The 16,968-nt window shown below is 59.8% G+C and carries 15 protein-coding genes, 1 tRNA gene and 1 pseudogene; 12 read left to right on the top strand and 5 right to left on the bottom strand.

The window, feature by feature from the left end; translation table 11 throughout:
- Positions 1 to 13: 13 nt before the first annotated feature.
- The 6 genes from GT495_RS03990 to GT495_RS03965 all read left to right on the top strand — a co-directional run bounded on the left by GT495_RS03990 (position 14) and on the right by GT495_RS03965 (position 6,199).
- On the top strand, positions 14 to 460 hold the full coding sequence (locus GT495_RS03990) for a pyridoxamine 5'-phosphate oxidase family protein (RefSeq protein WP_161161580.1): 447 nt from the start codon (positions 14 to 16) through the stop codon (positions 458 to 460).
- A gap of 177 nt (positions 461 to 637) precedes the next feature.
- Entirely contained in the window at positions 638 to 1,048 is a 411-nt protein-coding gene (locus tag GT495_RS03985; protein ID WP_156064462.1) for a pyridoxamine 5'-phosphate oxidase family protein, read from the top strand.
- A gap of 265 nt (positions 1,049 to 1,313) precedes the next feature.
- On the top strand, positions 1,314 to 2,384 hold the full coding sequence (gene argC, locus GT495_RS03980; RefSeq protein ID WP_161161579.1) for an N-acetyl-gamma-glutamyl-phosphate reductase: 1,071 nt from the start codon (positions 1,314 to 1,316) through the stop codon (positions 2,382 to 2,384).
- Between the two features lie 134 nt (positions 2,385 to 2,518).
- Positions 2,519 to 3,784, top strand: a complete 1,266-nt coding sequence (gene argJ / locus GT495_RS03975; RefSeq protein ID WP_192924194.1) for a bifunctional glutamate N-acetyltransferase/amino-acid acetyltransferase ArgJ — start codon at positions 2,519 to 2,521, stop codon at positions 3,782 to 3,784.
- Positions 3,785 to 3,865: 81 nt separating this feature from the next.
- On the top strand, positions 3,866 to 4,846 hold the full coding sequence (gene argB / locus GT495_RS03970) for an acetylglutamate kinase (protein WP_117765156.1): 981 nt from the start codon (positions 3,866 to 3,868) through the stop codon (positions 4,844 to 4,846).
- A 69-nt stretch (positions 4,847 to 4,915) separates the two neighbouring features.
- Positions 4,916 to 6,199 carry an aspartate aminotransferase family protein gene (locus GT495_RS03965; RefSeq protein WP_161161578.1) on the top strand — a complete coding sequence of 428 codons (1,284 nt, stop codon included), beginning with the start codon at positions 4,916 to 4,918 and terminating at the stop codon, positions 6,197 to 6,199.
- Positions 6,200 to 6,810: 611 nt separating this feature from the next.
- On the opposite strand, the gene GT495_RS03960 is transcribed toward GT495_RS03965, so the two are convergent.
- From GT495_RS03960 to GT495_RS10990, 5 genes and pseudogenes are all read right to left on the bottom strand, one after another.
- Positions 6,811 to 6,886, bottom strand: a tRNA-Val gene (locus tag GT495_RS03960).
- 57 nt (positions 6,887 to 6,943) lie between these two features.
- Positions 6,944 to 8,812, bottom strand: coding sequence for an asparagine synthase (glutamine-hydrolyzing) (gene asnB / locus GT495_RS03955; RefSeq protein WP_161161577.1), 1,869 nt, complete (start codon positions 8,810 to 8,812; stop codon positions 6,944 to 6,946).
- A gap of 191 nt (positions 8,813 to 9,003) precedes the next feature.
- The gene (locus tag GT495_RS11000; protein ID WP_255451711.1) at positions 9,004 to 9,663 is read right to left on the bottom strand and encodes an amino acid ABC transporter permease; all 660 of its coding nucleotides are present in this window, start codon (positions 9,661 to 9,663) and stop codon (positions 9,004 to 9,006) included.
- 567 nt (positions 9,664 to 10,230) lie between these two features.
- Positions 10,231 to 10,869: pseudogene (locus GT495_RS10995) on the bottom strand (transporter substrate-binding domain-containing protein); the annotation flags it as partial.
- Between the two features lie 51 nt (positions 10,870 to 10,920).
- Entirely contained in the window at positions 10,921 to 11,052 is a 132-nt protein-coding gene (locus GT495_RS10990) for a hypothetical protein (RefSeq protein ID WP_255451708.1), read from the bottom strand.
- A gap of 317 nt (positions 11,053 to 11,369) precedes the next feature.
- Between GT495_RS10990 and GT495_RS03945 the strand changes: the two genes are divergently transcribed.
- From GT495_RS03945 to dtd, 6 genes are all read left to right on the top strand, one after another.
- Positions 11,370 to 12,854, top strand: coding sequence for a Mur ligase family protein (locus tag GT495_RS03945; RefSeq protein WP_240128088.1), 1,485 nt, complete (start codon positions 11,370 to 11,372; stop codon positions 12,852 to 12,854).
- A gap of 33 nt (positions 12,855 to 12,887) precedes the next feature.
- A complete protein-coding gene (locus GT495_RS03940) occupies positions 12,888 to 13,799 on the top strand; it encodes an HAD family hydrolase (RefSeq protein ID WP_161161574.1) in 912 nt (303 codons plus the stop codon).
- Between the two features lie 51 nt (positions 13,800 to 13,850).
- The gene (murI, locus tag GT495_RS03935; protein WP_161161573.1) at positions 13,851 to 14,735 is read left to right on the top strand and encodes a glutamate racemase; all 885 of its coding nucleotides are present in this window, start codon (positions 13,851 to 13,853) and stop codon (positions 14,733 to 14,735) included.
- Between the two features lie 54 nt (positions 14,736 to 14,789).
- On the top strand, positions 14,790 to 15,515 hold the full coding sequence (gene rph / locus GT495_RS03930) for a ribonuclease PH (protein WP_161161572.1): 726 nt from the start codon (positions 14,790 to 14,792) through the stop codon (positions 15,513 to 15,515).
- Between the two features lie 142 nt (positions 15,516 to 15,657).
- Entirely contained in the window at positions 15,658 to 16,299 is a 642-nt protein-coding gene (rdgB, locus tag GT495_RS03925) for an RdgB/HAM1 family non-canonical purine NTP pyrophosphatase (protein ID WP_161161571.1), read from the top strand.
- A gap of 3 nt (positions 16,300 to 16,302) precedes the next feature.
- Entirely contained in the window at positions 16,303 to 16,749 is a 447-nt protein-coding gene (gene dtd, locus GT495_RS03920) for a D-aminoacyl-tRNA deacylase (protein ID WP_161161570.1), read from the top strand.
- Positions 16,750 to 16,968 lie beyond the last annotated feature (219 nt).

Genomic DNA, 16,968 nt, shown 5'->3' with positions numbered 1-16,968 from the left:
GAAAGGGGCCCCAATGACCGACAACGACCGCACGGCGCAGCTCGAGCGCGCCTGTTCGTATTTCAGGCGTATTCCGGCGTGGTATCTCGCCACGATCGACGTGACGGACGGACATCAGCCGCGCGTGAGGCCGTTCTCGTTTGCCATGGTCGATGATGGCAAACTGTGGTTTTGCACCTCGCGCGATAAGGACGTGTGGGCCGAGCTCAGCGCGAACCCCAAGTTTGAGGTTTCGGGTTGGAAACCGGGGGAGTGTTGGATTGTGCTGACTGGCGAGGCCGCGCTCGAGGACGACGTGGTCGTGAGCGACCGGGTGCGCGAGGCAGGTTTTAAGCATATGCTGGGCATTGGCGAGGAACACGAGAGCGCCAATGACGGTCGCCTTGCGTTTTTTTCGGTGCGCAATATCGTCGCCCGCTTCTGTGATATCGACGGCAGCGAGGAGCGCCTGGAGCTTTAACCCTCACCAACCAGTATTCCGGGGCAGTTAATTTGGGACGGGGCTATTTTAGCTACCCCCATATGCCAGCTGACAATTATCCTAGTCCAAATAATTCATTGACAGTTAAGGGGTAGCTAAAATAGCCCCGTCCCAAATTAGCTGCCCATTCCAAATTAGCGAGCGTCAGGAGGACACATGGACGGATTGAATACGGTGTTGGAGTATCTGACGTCGGTGCCGGCGTGGTATCTGGCGACGAGCGTGGACGGGCAGCCGCATGTGCGTCCGTTCTCGTTTGCGCAGATCCAGGATGGCAAGCTGTGGTTTGTAACGGCGCGCACCAAAGACGTGTGGCAAGAGCTGCTGCAAAATCAACGCTTTGAGGCCACGAGTTGGTGGCCGGGCCATGGCTGGCTCATCTTGCGCGGGCATGCGGGCCTGGATGACCAGGCCGCTCCCGATATGCGCGAGGCAGGCTGGAAGCACCTGGAGCGCCTAGGCGAGCACTACGAGGGCGCAGGCGATCCTACGCTCGTCTTCTTTAGCGTGGAGGAACCCGAGGCCTTTATCTGCAACCATGACGAATGGGTGCCGGTCGAACTCTAAACGAGTCTCTCAGCAAGCTTCGACAATTTTAATTCTCGTATGTAGCGGGCCCCACATTGCAACGTCACCGTAAGGCGCACGGGGCAATATGGGGCCCGCATTTATTTGTCAATTCCTTCGAGTGAATGTGTCGGGACTGTTTCAATGCATGAATATACAAAAGATTTGCGTATATATGCATCTTTTGGTGCTAAAGTTTCAACTCACTTCATAACGACGGCTGCGAGATGCGCATTGGTGCATAACTGCAGACAAGGAGTCTGATATGTCTATAAAGGTTGGAATCGTCGGTGCGGCTGGATATGCCGGCGCCGAGCTTATTCGCCTCGTACTCGGTCATCCCGAATTTGAACTTGCTGCCATTACGTCCAACGCCGATGCCGGCCAGCCGTTGTCTGCGGTGTACCCGAGCTTCACCGGCGTAAGCGATCTTGTCTTCACGACGCATGACGCCCCCGAGCTCAAGAACTGCGACGCGGTCTTTTTGGCCGTGCCGCACACGGCTGCCATGGCACAGGTGCCCGCCCTGCTTGCCGCGGGCGTCTCCTGCATTGACCTCTCGGCCGACTATCGCCTGAGCGATCCTGCCACCTTTGAGGCCTGGTATGCCGCCGAGCACACGAGCCCCGAGCTGCTCAAGACCCGCGCTTTCGGCCTGCCCGAGCTGTTCTGCCAGGATTTGGAGACCGCTGCATCCGACCACGCCGATGGCAAGCCCGTACTGGTCGCCTGCGCCGGTTGCTATCCCACCGCAACGAGCCTTGCCGCCGCGCCTGCCGTGCGCGCTGGCTGGGTTGCCCAGAGCGGTCCCGTGATCGTTGACGCTATCAGCGGCGTAACGGGTGCCGGTAAGTCCTGCAACGCCCGTACGCATTTTTGTAGCGCAGACGAAAACCTGGAGGCCTATGGCGTGGGCAAGCATCGTCACACGCCCGAAATCGAGCAGATCTTGGGCCTAACCGATCGCGTCGTCTTTACCCCGCACCTGGCACCGCTCAAGCGCGGTCTGCTCTCTACGGTGACGATGCCGCTTACGCCGCAGGCTATCGATACCTTGACCCTTGAGGACGTTGTCGATCATTACAAGCAGTTCTACGCCGGTCGCACCTTCGTGCGTGTACTCGATGCCGGCCAGCAGCCCAAGACGGCTTCGGTCGTCGGCACCAACGCCGCCCAGATCGGCCTCGCGCTCAACAAGCGCGCGGGCGTTCTGGTGGCTACGGGCGCCATCGACAATCTGTGTAAGGGGGCAGCAGGCCAGGCGATCCAGTGCGCCAACATCGTCTTTGATTTTGACGAGCGACGAGGCTTGCCCACAGTGGCGTGCCCGGTGTAGCACATTCGATTGTTAACGATTTGGTAGTCGGGCATCGAGTGGGGCGCCACTCTTAAGCTGGTCTCATGATTGTGGCTGGCATGGCGCACCAATCGATGTCCATTTTTTGTTTGACATAAGGAGTCATAAAGACGATGAATGCTGAGCAGTTCGATATCAAGATTCATGCCGTAGAGGGCGGCGTAACGGCGGCTGCCGGCTTTAAGGCGGCGGGTATCCATGCCGGATTCCGCAAGAATCCCGAGCGTCTGGATTACGCGCTCGTCGTGCCCGATAAACCCTGTCCCGGGGCTGGCGTGTTTACGACTAACCGCTTTTGTGCGGCGCCCGTGCAGGTGAGCCGCGCCAACCTGGGCGGTGCCGACAAGGGCTACGGCGTCATTGCCGGCGTTTCGGTCAATTCTGGCAATGCCAACGCCGCCACGGGTGAGACCGGTCTTGCCTGCGCGCGCGAAACCTGCAACATCGCCTCGCAGGTCATCGGCTGCGAGCCCCAGCAGATTCTGGTCGCCTCCACGGGCGTAATTGGTCAGATTCTGCCGATCGACACGTTTGAGATTGCCGTTCCTGCCGCCTACGAAGCGCTCTCTGCCCACGGTGGCGCCGATGCCGCCCGCGCTATCATGACGACCGACACGCACTCCAAGGAGTATGCCGTGTGTTACCGCAGCGAGGCCGCGGGGCACGCAGGCAATGCCTATACGGCGGGCGGTATGTGCAAGGGCTCGGGCATGATCATGCCCAACATGGCAACCATGATCGCGGTCATCACTACCGATGCCCCCGTCGAGCCGGCGGCGCTCCACGCCCTGTTGCTCTCCACCGTCAAGCAGACCTTTAATAAGGTAACGGTCGACTCCGATACTTCGACCAACGACACCTGCATCATGCTTGCTTCCGGCGCTGCCGCAGATGCCGAGCCTATTGTCGAGGGCTCTGACGCCTTCGACGAGCTGGCCTTTGCCGTGCATGAGGTGTGCGAGAGCCTGGCGCGCAACATCGCCGCAGATGGCGAGGGCGCATCCAAGCTCGTGACGGTTAACGTCACCGGCGCCGTGAACGACGAGGAGGCCGATATCGCCGCTCGTGCTGTCGCCAACTCGCCGCTCGTCAAGACCTGCATCGCCGGCCACGACTGCAACTGGGGCCGCGTTGCCATGGCGCTCGGCAAGTGCGGCGTGCAGTTTAACCAGGAAGATGTTTCCATCGACATGATGGGTATGCCCGTCTGCCGTGATGGCCTGACCGTTCCCTTTGACGAGGACGAGGCGCTGCGTCGCTTTGAGGCACCCGAGATTGTGATCTCGGCAGACCTGGGCGCAGGGGACGCGGCGACCACCGTGTGGACTTGCGACCTCACGCACGAGTACATCTCCATTAACGGCGATTACCGTTCCTAGACTCCCGATGTGCCGCGCGTCCCGCTACAATCGCGGGCAACGAGGTACGGCGCGATAGCTACACGAAAGACGAGGCGGACTATGAAGTTCGCACGCGATTGTCGCTCGAGCGAATCCAACGAAGTTACCGCGCAGCTGCTGTTCGAGGCGCTGCCGTGGATTAAGAACCTGACCGGTAAGACGGTCGTTATCAAGTACGGCGGTGCCGCCATGGTCGACGAGCAGCTGCGTCGTGACGTGATGAGCGACATCGTCCTGCTCAAGATTATCGGCATGCGCCCTGTTATCGTGCACGGTGGCGGCAAGGCCATCAACGAGGCGCTCAGCCACTACGACATCCCCGTCGAGTTTAAGAACGGCCAGCGCGTGACTACGCCTGCCACCATGGATATCGTGCGCGAGGTACTGGGCGGCAAGGTCAATCAGGAGTTGGTCGCGGCGCTCAACCACCACGGCAACCTGGCCGTGGGCGTGTCCGGCAGCGACGCCGGTACCCTAATCGCCGAGCCACTTGACCCAGAACTCGGCCGCGTAGGCAAGGTCACGCACGTCAATACCGACTATATCGAGCGTTTGCTCGACAGCGAGTACATTCCCGTTATCGCCACGGTCGCGGCGGGAGAGGACGGCGGCTTCTTCAACATCAACGCCGACACTGCTGCCGGCGCCGTTGCGGCGGCGCTCCATGCGCACAAGGCGATTTTTTTGACCGATGTCGACGGTCTGTACAAGGACTTTAGCGACAAGGATTCGCTTATCTCCAACCTGACGCTCGACGAGGTCAATGAGATGCTCTATGGCGGCGAGGTCGACAAGGGCATGATCCCCAAGCTGCGCGCCGCCGTCGATGCGCTTACCGCCGGCGTGTTCCGAGCCCACATCATCAACGGCACGACGCCGCACTCGCTGCTGCTGGAGCTGCTGACCGATGCTGGCGTCGGCACCGTGATCCACTCCACCGAGACGGCCTACGAGTTCGATACGCATCCGCACCCGCTTTCGACGTTTGCGGCGCGCCTGACCGAGAACCTCGACGAGGTCGAGAAGCTCCAGACGGTCTAGCTGACCCGCGGTCGTCGCGTCCCTGCACCCATAGCCCTGCGCCGTACGGCGCCCAACGAAAGGCATCCCATGTCACTTGCAACTCAACAATCGCTCGAATCCCATTACGTTATGCATACCTTTGGTCGCTCTCCGGTAGAGTTTGTCGAAGGCCACGGCATGAAGCTCACCGGCGATGACGGCCGTGAGTATCTTGACTTTCTTGCCGGTATCGGTGTGTGCAGCCTTGGCCACGGCAACCCTGCGGTGCTCTCAGCGCTCGAGGCGCAGACCAAAAAGCTTCTGCATGTGTCTAACTACTTCTACATCGAGCAGCGTGGACAGGTCGCGGCGCTGCTGTCCAAGCTTGCCAACGACGACGTAGATGGTGCGTGCGTTCTGGCCGATGCCATTGCCGCCGGCGATGAGACCACGGCCGCTGCGCTCGGTGCCCCGGCTGCGGATGAGCAGGTATGGGAGACGTTCTTTGCCAACTCCGGTGCCGAAGCCAACGAGGGCTCGATGAAGCTCGCGCGTCTGTACGCCAAGCGTGCTGGTAACGGCGGCAACACCATCGTATGCATGCGCGGCGGCTTCCACGGCCGTACGCTCGAGACCATTGCCGCCACCATGCAGGATTGGCTGCAGGACAGCTTCCGTCCGCTGCCGGGCGGCTTTGTGGCCTGCACGCCCAACGATGTCGATGAGCTGCGCGCAATCTTTAAGCAGCTGGGAAGCGAGATTTGCGCCGTGATGCTCGAGCCGGTTCAGGGTGAGAGCGGTGTGCATCCCATGACCGAGGAGTTTATGACGGCGGCGCGCGACCTGGCGCACGAGGCCGGTGCCGTTCTTATCGCCGACGAGGTCCAGTGTGGCATCTTCCGCTCCGGCAAGCCGTTTGCATTCCAGACCTATGGCGTGGAGCCCGACATTATGAGCCTTGCCAAGGGCATTGCCGATGGCGTGCCCATGGGTGCCGTGGTGGCAAAGAAGGAGATCGCCGACGCGTTTAAGCCGGGCGACCACGGCTCGACCTTTGGCGGTAGCTGCTTGGCTGTCGCGGCGTGCGCCGCGACGCTCTCCGCGCTCGTGCGCGGCGACTACGCTGAGCATGCCGACAAGGTGGGCGCCTATATGGAGCAGGCGCTGGTCAAGCTTCCGCACGTTACCGAGGTGCGCGGTCGCGGCTTGATGCTCGGCTGCGACTTGGATGACGCTGCGGGCGATGCACATGATATTGTTGCCCGCGCGCTGGCCGCCGGCGCCGTGATTAACGCGACCGGAGCTCATACACTGCGATTCCTGCCGCCGCTTGTCTGCGAGGAAGCCGACGTGGACAGCCTGATCGAGATTTTGTCGGACGTTTTGGCCTAACACAGCGCAATAACTCAATTTGGACCGGGTTCCGGACTGTGGACGTGCCCTATGCGGCACGATTTAGCGGTCTGGAGCCCGTTTTGCTATCGATTTGCTAAGGCGGGAAGACCTGCTGGTCAAAAAACGTCAAATATGAGTACTGTTACCGATTTGGTAGCAGCAATTTTGGACTAATAAGGCCAGATAGCAAGACGAAATGGCGATGAATGCACGATTTTGATCCAATTGTTAGTCCTTATAATGGACATATGTTGCGTAACTTAAGCAAATACTATCTTTTTATATGTTGCAAGCAAAGTAGCAGTACTCATTTTTGCCATTTTTTGACCACGGACCTTGAAATAAGGGGTCCTTAGGGTTCGAATCCCTCTGCGATGGGCCCAAACAAAAACGGTCCCCTTGCAAGGACCGTTTCCAAATCAGTGGTGGGCGATGAGGGATGTCGCGTGCGGCTTCGCCGCCCGCTTCCGCTTCGGGCCTGCGGCCCTCGCGTGCTGCGCTGGAAAAGGCTTGCGCGTTTCCTCAGCTCCGCACCCTTGCGGGTTCGAATCCCTCTGCGATGGGCGCAAAAAGAAAGGCCCCCATCACTGGGAGCCTTTTCAATCAAGTGGTGGGCGATGAGGGATTCGAACCCCCAGCCTTGTGCGTGTAAAGCACCTGCGCTAACCGTTGCGCCAATCGCCCGCAGGGATTGAGTATAGCGGAAACCCCGTGCTGTTCACTGCTAATTCATAACGAAACTTACGCGGCGACTTCGGCGTCCGTGTCCTCGTCGATAAAGAAGCGCTTGTACCAGATGAGGAACGTCAGCGTGGTGTAGATCTTGCGCTGGTTGAGCGCGCGACCCTCAAAGTGATCGTCAAGCAGTTTCATGAGCGCATCGGTGTCAAAGAAATCGGCAGCCCACGGTGCGGTGATATATTCCTTTACGTAGTCGTAGTACTTTTGCTCGCGCAGCCAGAACTTGACCGGTACGGGGAAGCCCACCTTCTTGCGCGTTGCCCACTCGTCGGGCAGCGTACGGTTGGCAGCGTGACGTAGAACGAGCTTGCAGCCTTCTTCGTTAACACGGTAGTTGGCAGGAATGTGCTCGGCAAACTCCATGACCTTCTTGTCCAGGAACGGGACGCGAAGCTCCAGAGAATGCGCCATGCACATCTTGTCTGCCTTGAGCAGGATGTCGCCCGGCAGCCACATGTTCATATCCAGATACTGTTTCTTGGAAAGCTCGCAGCAGTTGGGAACCTGCTTGTAGTACTCGGCGCACATCTCGGCGGCGTTCTTGCCGGTGTCATAAGCGGGCTTGAGCACCTCGTCGACCTCGGAGGGATCGAACACCTTTGCCTGACCCACATACCAGCGCTCGGGAACCTCGGCGCATTTCGTCAGGAAGTTGTGGCCCTTAAAGTAGGGGAGATGCTGAACGAGCGAGCCCAGGGCGCGACGTACGCCGAGCGGCACGCGCTTCTTAAAGGAGCGCATCTCGGGGGTGTCCTCGTACCACTCGTAGCCGGCAAACAGCTCGTCGGCACCCTCGCCCGAAAGGACGACGGTGACCTCCTCGGAAGCCATCTGCGCCAGATAGTACAGCGGCACGCTGGACAGGTTTGATTGCGGCTCGTCCATGTGATACTGGATATCGGGCAATGCATCGAAGAACTCGTCGGCGGTAATCATCTTGCGCACGTTCTTGATGCCCAGCTTGTCGGAAAGCTCGGCAGCGTAGTTGGTCTCGTTGAAGTTCTTGTAATCGAAGCCGACAGAATACGTGGTGTCGGGCATGAGACAGGCGGCAATGTAGCTGGAGTCCACGCCGCCAGAAAGGAACGAGCCCACCTTAACATCGGCGATTCGGTGCGCAGCGACGCTTTCGTGCACGACCTTGTCGCACTCGTCCACGTACTCCTCGAAGGTCTTGGAGTTGTCGTCGGTGAAGTCACAGCTCCAGTAACGCTTGATGTCCATGGTGTTGGTCGTCAGGTCATACGTAAAGCAATGCGCCGGGGCAAGCTTGAACACGCCCTTAAAGAAGGTCTCCTCCGTGGCGGGGAATTGCAGCGTCAGGTAGGGGCGCAGCGCGTCGTGGTTGACGGCCTTCTCAAACTTGGGATGGTCCAGGAAGCTCTTGATCTCGGAGCCAAACAGCAGCGAGCCATCGGATGCCTGGTAGTAATAGAACGGCTTGATACCAAAGATGTCGCGAGCGCCAAAGAGTTTGTTCTTGTTCTGGTCGTGGATCACGAACGCGTACATGCCACGCAGGCGGTTGACCAGGTCCTCGCCCCACTCCTCGTAACCGTGTACCAGGACCTCGGTATCAGCGTTGCAGTGGAAGGCGTAGCCGGCTGCCTCCAGCTCGGCGCGAAGCTCCTGGAAGTTGTAGATCTCTCCGTTGAAGACAATCGTGACCTTGCCGTCGTCGCTCGACATGGGCTGAGCTCCAGCTTCGGAAAGATCAAGAATCGAAAGACGACGGAAGCCAAGGGCAACGTTGTCGACGATATGCTGGCCGCCCATATCGGGACCACGGTGGATGATGCGATTCATCATAGCCGTGAGAACCAGCTCACTCTGTTCATCTGTACCGGTAAAACCGACAAAACCGCACATGCAAGATCCTTTCTGCTGACGGCTCAGGTGTACTGCCGCAAGGATTGCGGCAGCTGATGTCAAATAATCTTTACTATCATGCCAATCTTTTGTTTCGTGATAGGGCATAAGCGTCGAGCGAACCGAAAAAACCACGGCCCGATCTTCAGACGAAGCGGCGGGCCGTGGTTGCGAACGCTATGTACGAGCGGTTAGCGCTTGCTGCGCTCGGCGAGACGGTGCTCCACCTTGGTGACGATGTGGATGAGCGGAATCGTCACGACCAGATAGTAAAGTGCGGCGCAAATGTAGGGCGTAATGTTGCCCGTGGTGGCCGTGAGGTTTTTGGAGAACAGCATGAGCTCCATGACGCCAACGCTCGAAAGCAGTGACGTGTCCTTGTACAGCATAACGAACTCGCTGGTCATAGTCGGTATAACGCAACGTACGGCCTGCGGAATCACGATGCGCGACATAACTTGGGACCAAGTCATGCCAAGCGAGTAGGCAGCTTCCGCTTGACCATGCGGTACGCTCTCGATGCCGGCGCGGAAAATCTCGGCAAGATAGGCCGAGCAGTTGATGGCGAGCACGCCAACGCCGAGCGGCAGATTGGGCACGTTGAGACCGATCATAGGGAACCCAAAGAACGCAATGTAGATCTGCAGGAAGAGCGGGGTTCCGCGCAGGACGTTGATGTATGTCACGGCGATGCCACGCAGCATACGACTATGGCTGATCTTCATAAAGGCAAACAGCAAGCCGATGGGGATGGCGAGCGGAAAACCGATGGCGGTCACGGCAAGTGCTATGCCCCAGCCCTTAAAGAGCGAGGCGATTGAGGTGACGATAATCTGCGGCTTGCAGAACATGCCCAAAAACGGGTTGGAGTTCCATGCGGCAACCCAAGGCTGGGCATCGAGCCAGGCGACGATTTCTTGCACCATGGTGCTCTCCGAGACGCTGATGGTGGGGCTCTCGGGAAGATCTCGCTTGTCGTCGTCGGCGACATAGCTGCCGGTGACGGCATAGGCGCCCGCGTTGCTCGGGAATACGACGTCGGGGACGACAACGCGAATCTGTGAGCCGGCGGCGACGAGATCGGCGAACTTGATGACGAGCTTTGAGCCGTTCAGCGAGCACGATGCCTTGACACCCGTCTGGTTCAGTCCGTCGAGCAGCGTGACCTTAACATCTGTGCTTTCAAACGATCCGCCCTCGGGCAGCTCAAGCTCAATTTGCGAAACGTTGCCCTCGTCGCTACCCGTTGTCGCTTCCCAGGTCAGGCGGGTTGCGATGCCGCCGAGCACGCCGTTACCGCTGTCTTCGTTTGACTTGGCGGTCGCCGAGGTGACGGCGAGTGAAGCGTCCGTCGCGTCGTCTGATCTCGAGGCATCCTCGTTATCGGACCCGCTCGTGGGTGCCATGCCAAACCACTTCTCGTACAGCTTGTCATAGGCACCGGAGCTCTTGATCTTGGCAAGGGCATCGTTGATGGCCTGTGTCAGCTCGGGGTTGTCTTTAGAGACGGCAATGCCAAACTGCTCGCCCGTCGGAACCTCTTTGATGATCTCCATACCGGTAAAGGAGTTCGAAACCATCCACTGCTCAACGGGAAGATCGCATACGACCGCCTGGCACTGACCACTCATGACGGCGGTGAAGGCTGCCGTCCAGTCGTCAAAGTTGACGGTGGTTGCCTGCGGCAGGTTCTCGATTGCCCACTCCTCGGACGTGGTGCCCGACTGCACGGCAATTTTGACGCCCGGTGCGTTGAGGCTATCGACCGTGTCGTATCCAGTGTTCTTTGCAACTGCGACGCCCTGGTTGGAGTCGATATAGGGATCGGCGAAGTCGACCTCTTCCTTGCGCTCGTCGGTAATCGTGATGTTACATGCGCCGACATCGGTCTTTACACCCTGCTTGACCATGGGGATAATGCCGTCGAACTTTTGCGCCGGCAAGTAGTTGAGCTCCAGACCGAGCTCGTCTGCGATCATACCCATGAGTTCATAGGTAAAGCCCTGGTCTTCGCCGGAATCGTTGACGTATTCAAACGGGGGCGTGGCCAAGTCACTTGCGACGGTGAGCTTGCCATTCTCGACGAGTGTGTAGGTGCTCGAGGCGTTCTAGGAGGACGAACAGCCGCTCGCGCCGATGATGGTGGCAAGGGCCACAACGACCGTCGCGAAGGCGCAGACGATGCGCCGGGTCAACTGGACGCGTGCCGAGCGGTGGCGACGTTCGAAGTGTCGTTTCATCTGGAATCCTTTGCTTGGGCATGATGGGTCGGCATTGTGAGTCAGTGAGGCACATCAAGACATTTGGATAAAGAATAGCACCCAGGTTTCCCTGTTTTTACGCGGGACGGACACTGTTGTCATTTATTAACCCACGGCACAGTCCATGCATTTTTTTAGAAGGCTGCAGTGCGCGCAAGGTCAGGTGGCATATTAGGATGGTTGATAATACAGAATGTTTCATCGTTTCTGCCGCGGGACGTCTTTTGCCCTTTAAGGCTGAATTTAGCGAGAGAGGTCTTTGTATGTCGAGTCCGACACAAGAGAAGCTAACTCTGATGCGCTATATAGAGTTGCTCGAGGAAGATGATCTTGTTGTTTCCAAACCGAGCGCTTCGTGCGACCAGCGCATTGAGTTTGCGACTGATGACTCGCGCCAGGTGCGCCCGGGCACGTTGTTTGTCTGCAAGGGCCGCGCGTTTAAGCGTGAGTATCTGCTTTCGGCAATCGCCGATGGCGCCGTGGCCTACGTTTCCGAGGTCGATTACGATGTTGATCTTCCCGCGGTGATTGTGAGTGATATTCGTCGCACGCTCGCCGTGGTGGCAGATGCCTTTTATGGGCACCCGTCGGGTAAGGTGAAGGTCTGCGCCTTTACAGGCACCAAGGGCAAGTCGACCTGTAGCTTTTATCTGCGCGGCATTCTCGCCAACGAGGCCAAGCTTACGGGCTGTCATCGACCCGCTCTTAATACGGGCATTGAGTTCGACGACGGCATCGAGGCAGGTCCTTCCAAGCTGACGACCCCCGAATCCTTTCTGCTGCAGTCTCGCATCGCACATGCTGCGGAGGCGGGTGCCCCGTGGCTGGTTATGGAGGCATCGAGCCAGGGCCTCAAATACGAGCGCACAGGCAAGATCGCTTTTGAAGTCGGCGCCTTTACCAATATCGGCGAGGATCACATTTCGCCGATTGAGCATCCGACGCTCGAGGATTACTTTGCCAGCAAGCTCAAAATCTTCTCGCAGAGCCGTTTTGCCGTGGTCAATCTCGATATGGATAAGGTCGATCGTGTGCTCGAGGCGGCATCTCGTTGCGAACGTACGGTGACGTTCTCCCTGACCGACGAGCGTGCCGACGTGCTTGCGCTGGCGATTCGCAATGGTGACTGCGGCGTGGTGGCAACGGTGCGCACGCCCCGCTTTACGCGCGACATTGTGATTCCCACGCCGGTTAAGTTCAATGTGTCCAACGCGCTTGCCGCTATTGCCTGCGCCGAGGCTCTGGGCATTTCCGAAGAGGGTATCGTCCACGGCTTTGAGGGCGTCTTCGTTCCCGGCCGTATGGAGCTCTATCCGTCCGTATCGGGCAAAATCCTGGGCATCGTCGATTTTGCACATAACGGCATGAGCCTCGAGACGCTCCTGCGCGACTTGCGCGAGAACTATCCCGAGCGCGAGCTGGCGGTTGTATTTGGCGCTACGGGCGGTAAGGGTGTCGATCGACGCACCACGATGGGCATCGCCGCTGGCAAGTATGCCGACCGAATCGTGATTACCGAGGATGACCCCGGCCCCGAGGATGTCGAGGATATTTGCGCCGAGATCGCGCGCAACGTTCAAGCGCAGGGAAATGATAACTGGCAAATCGTGACTGATCGCGTTGCCGCTATCGAGACTGTCGTGCGCGAAACTGTCCGTCCTGCCGTGGTCATCGTGACCGGTAAGGGCGAGGAAGAGCGTATGCTGCGCAAGAACGGACCCGAGCCTTGTGAGCGCGACGGTTCGATTCTCAAGCGCACCCTTGCGGCGTACGACGCCTAAGACCAGAATCCCCTTCTACGTAATGGAGTGACCATGTCCCACAATACCCTGCCGACCGTCGCTGAGCTTTCGGGCGAGATGCGCGAGCGTCTTGCCAAGGTTAAGTACGTCTTTACCGACCTGGACGCCACCATGCTCGCGCCCGGCTCGTGCGTGCTGCGCGACAACGACGGCAACCCCTCGACCAAGCTCGTCGAGGCTGTCGTGGCACTTGCCCGCGCCGGCATTCAGGTGGTTCCCACCTCGGGCCGCAACCGCACCATGATCCACGAGGATGCGCGCGTGCTTGGCCTCAACTCCTACATCGGCGAGATGGGTGGCCTGGTCATGTACGATCTCAAGGCCAACGATTGGGAGTATCTGACCGGCGACATGCCTTACGACCCCGCCTGCGGCCTTACGCCGCACCAGGTGATCGAGCAGACCGGCGTGTGCGAGAAGATCCTTGCCCGCTGGCCGCACAAGATCGAGTACCACAACGACATGTCGACCGGCTACAAATACCGTGAGGTCACCGTCGGCATGCGCGGCGATGTGCCCGACGATGAGGTCCAGGCCATCCTGGACGAGGCCGGCTGCGGCCTGATTTGGGCTTGCAACGGCCATCTGACTCACCTGTCCAAGCCGACGACGCTCGAGCTCGATCGCGTCGAGGACGGCCGTGCCTTCAACATCAATCCGGCGGGTCTCAACAAGGGCGTTGCCATTGCGCGCTTCTGCGAGCACCTAGGGATCGAGCGCGAGGAGACGCTCGCGCTCGGCGACTCCGAGTCCGACTTCTACATGGCCGATCACGTGGGCACGTTCTGCCTGGTCGAGAACGGCCTGACGAGCGCCGGCGCGCCCGAGTTCCTGGATGCCTGCGATAACGCCTACGTCACGCGCGGTAAGATTGTCGACGGCTGGGTGGCAACGGCCGAGCTGCTGGTCGCGGCGCGTTCGTAGCGCGCCGTCGCCGCACTTGGACATGTCTTTTCGAGAGAGACTGGTGAGGTAATGTCCGATATCGAGAATCTGGCCGGGGACACGCGCCCCATTGGCGTATTCGACTCGGGTCTGGGCGGTCTGACGGTTGCACGTGCCATCGCGACGGCGCTGCCGCATGAGTCCGTCTACTACTTCGGCGACACCAAGCGCTGTCCCTACGGCACCCGCACCGAGGACGAGGTGCGCTCGTTTGCACTGCAGGCGGGCCGTTGGCTGTCGAAGCACGACGTCAAGATCATGGTCATCGCCTGCAACACGGCGACTGCAGCGGCCTTGCGTTTGGCCCAGCAGGTGCTCGACGTTCCCGTCATCGGTGTAATTGCACCGGGCGCACGCGCGGCAATCAACAGTACCCGCACGCGCCGGGTGGGCGTGCTTGCCACCAACCTCACCATTCGCTCAGGCGCTTACACACGTGCCATTCAGGATCTGGATGCCGGCGTCGACGTATACGGCTGCCCTGCCTCGAGCTTTGTCGAGGTCGTTGAGCACGAGCTCGCCTCGGGCGCGCATCTGCAAGAGCAGTGGCTCGAGAACGAGGATATCTTCGATACGCCTGCCGTACGCGCGCTGGTCGGCGCCACGGTTGAATCGCTACGCGATCACGGCATCGATACCGTGGTGCTCGGCTGCACGCATTTTCCGCTGTTGGTGGGACCTATCCGCCATACGCTGGGGTCTGGGGTGCGCGTGGTGAGCTCCGCCGAGGAGACCACGCGCGAGCTGACCGATATTCTCACGCGCCGCGAGCAGCTGGCGGGCGACGCAGCCGAGCCGCAGCATCGTTTTGCAACGACGGCCGATAACATTGCCGAGTTTGCGGTGGCGGGCAGTTTTATCTTTGGCCAGCCGCTCAAGAGCATTGAGCATATCGATATCGATGAGCTGAAATAGATGTAAGGCAGCCGCCAAAGCCTTCGCCACACCTTTTGCCGAAAGGATTTTTCTATGGAGTATATGCAGGTCAATCGCGCCAACGGCCGCGCCGCCGATGAGCTGCGCCCCATCAAGCTTACTCGCGGCGTCATGAAGCACGCCCACGGTTCGTGCCTGGCCGAGTTTGGCGATACGCGCGTGCTGTGCGCTGCCACCATTGAGGAGGGCGTGCCGGGCTGGCGCAAGGGCGCCAAGGCCGGTTGGGTAACGGCGGAGTATGCCATGCTGCCGGCATCGACCGGCAAGCGCTGCAAGCGCGAGCACGCCAACCGCAAGGGTCGCTCCATGGAGATTGAGCGTCTGATCGGCCGTAGCTTGCGCACCGTCGTCAACATGAAGGCGCTCGGCGAGTGCACCGTCATCGTCGACTGCGACGTGATTCAGGCAGACGGCGGCACGCGAACGGCGAGCATTACCGGCGCCTGGGTGGCACTGCACGACGCCCTTGCCATGTGGGTCGAGGCGGGTAAGCTCGAGCGCATCCCGCTCACGGGCCAGGTCGCCGCGATTTCCATGGGCGTTGTCGACGGCAACACCCTGCTCGACCTGGATTATTCCGAGGACAGTCACGCCGAGGTCGACATGAACCTTGTCGCCACCGACACCGGTGAGATGATCGAGCTCCAGGGCACTGGCGAGCAGGCGCCCTTCGACCGCAAGCGTCTCAATGCCCTGCTCGATTTGGGCGACAAGGGTATCGCCGATCTCATCGAGCTCCAGCGCCAGGCCCTCGTCTAACCTGCCAAAAAGAGACAGGTTTATTTTGGCAGGTTTTATCTGGGAAAACGTCGAAGTATAAGACTGCCGCTGATTAGAGGGGGAGAGGCCGAGGCCTCGTCGTCCTCAACACGGCATTGCTATAGAGACAAGGAGACCACTCATGGCACTTGAGAAGATCGACATCGACACCCTCGACCCGGCGGCGACCATCGTCGTGGCAACGGGCAACGCCCATAAGCTCACCGAGATCGAGGCCATTTTGGGCAAGGTTATGCCCGAGGTTCGCTTTGTGGCGCTCGGCCAGCTGGGCGATTTTGAGGACCCCGAGGAAAACGGCACGACGTTTTTGGAGAACGCCATCATCAAGGCGCAGGCTGCCGTCGAGGAGACGGGACTCATGTCCATTGCCGACGATTCGGGCCTGGTCGTCGACGCGCTGGACGGTGAGCCCGGTGTGTATAGCGCGCGCTACGCGGGCGTTCACGGCGACGATGCCGCCAACAATGCCAAGCTGCTCGTGAATCTGGAGGGCGTGGCCGACGAAGACCGCACCGCGCGCTTTATGAGCGTCGTCGCGCTCATCGACACGGACGGTTTGGTCACCTATGGTGAGGGCACCTGCGAGGGCGTTATTGCACACGAGGGCCGCGGCGATCACGGCTTTGGCTACGACCCGCTGTTCCTGCCGGTCGACACGCCGGGCAAGACCATGGCCGAGCTGACGGCGGACGAGAAGAACGCCATCAGCCATCGATTCCATGCGCTCGAGCACCTATCCGCCAAACTGACGGGCGAGGAGTAGGCCGTGCGTGCGGTGGTTCAGCGCGTGCTCAACGCCGGCGTGACGGTCGACGGTGAGTGCGTGGGCAAAATTGGGCGCGGCTATCTGGTGCTGCTGGGCGTGGGCCACGGCGACACGCGCGCCGAGGCCGATAATCTGTGGGGCAAGCTCCGGGGCTTGCGCATTAACGAGGACGAGAACGGCAAGACCAACCTGGCGCTTGCCGATGTCGACGGTGAGGTTCTCGTGGTGTCGCAGTTCACGCTGTTCGCCGATTGCCGTCACGGCCGCCGCCCATCGTTTACGGATGCCGGCGCCCCCGATGTCGCCAACGAGCTCTACGAGTACTTCCTGACGCTTGTGCGCGAGGACGTCGAGCACGTAGCGCATGGCATCTTCGGCGCCGACATGAAGGTCGACCTCGTCAACGACGGCCCCTTCACCATCGTCCTCGATACCGACAACTTTTAGGTTACGCGGTATTACCAAACCGCGTAACTACTCGACGCTGCACGGCCACCATTCGGCCAATCTGTCGCTCAAACCGTCGCTCGCGTACAAAAGTACGCGTCGCTCCTCTTTCGCGACACCTTGGCTCGAATGGTGGCCGTTCGCTCATATGACCCAATCCGCTGTCAAGAGCCACAATGGCCCCGCCGACCGCTTGCAATCGGTCGGCGGGGCCTGCCG

The organism is Collinsella sp. BIOML-A6 (genome assembly GCF_009875845.1).
Lineage (GTDB): Bacteria > Actinomycetota > Coriobacteriia > Coriobacteriales > Coriobacteriaceae > Collinsella > Collinsella aerofaciens_H.
Note: the sequence above shows the minus strand (reverse complement) of the source record. Positions and strands in the feature narration are given on the sequence as shown.

Coding starts and splice junctions, on each gene's coding strand:
- GT495_RS03990 (WP_161161580.1), top strand. CDS start 14: ATGACCGACAACGACCGCACGGCGCAGCTCGAGCGCGCCTGTTCGTAT.
- GT495_RS03985 (WP_156064462.1), top strand. CDS start 638: ATGGACGGATTGAATACGGTGTTGGAGTATCTGACGTCGGTGCCGGCG.
- argC (WP_161161579.1), top strand. CDS start 1,314: ATGTCTATAAAGGTTGGAATCGTCGGTGCGGCTGGATATGCCGGCGCC.
- argJ (WP_192924194.1), top strand. CDS start 2,519: ATGAATGCTGAGCAGTTCGATATCAAGATTCATGCCGTAGAGGGCGGC.
- argB (WP_117765156.1), top strand. CDS start 3,866: ATGAAGTTCGCACGCGATTGTCGCTCGAGCGAATCCAACGAAGTTACC.
- GT495_RS03965 (WP_161161578.1), top strand. CDS start 4,916: ATGTCACTTGCAACTCAACAATCGCTCGAATCCCATTACGTTATGCAT.
- asnB (WP_161161577.1), bottom strand. CDS start 8,812: ATGTGCGGTTTTGTCGGTTTTACCGGTACAGATGAACAGAGTGAGCTG.
- GT495_RS11000 (WP_255451711.1), bottom strand. CDS start 9,663: ATGTTCTGCAAGCCGCAGATTATCGTCACCTCAATCGCCTCGCTCTTT.
- GT495_RS10990 (WP_255451708.1), bottom strand. CDS start 11,052: ATGAAACGACACTTCGAACGTCGCCACCGCTCGGCACGCGTCCAGTTG.
- GT495_RS03945 (WP_240128088.1), top strand. CDS start 11,370: ATGCGCTATATAGAGTTGCTCGAGGAAGATGATCTTGTTGTTTCCAAA.
- GT495_RS03940 (WP_161161574.1), top strand. CDS start 12,888: ATGTCCCACAATACCCTGCCGACCGTCGCTGAGCTTTCGGGCGAGATG.
- murI (WP_161161573.1), top strand. CDS start 13,851: ATGTCCGATATCGAGAATCTGGCCGGGGACACGCGCCCCATTGGCGTA.
- rph (WP_161161572.1), top strand. CDS start 14,790: ATGGAGTATATGCAGGTCAATCGCGCCAACGGCCGCGCCGCCGATGAG.
- rdgB (WP_161161571.1), top strand. CDS start 15,658: ATGGCACTTGAGAAGATCGACATCGACACCCTCGACCCGGCGGCGACC.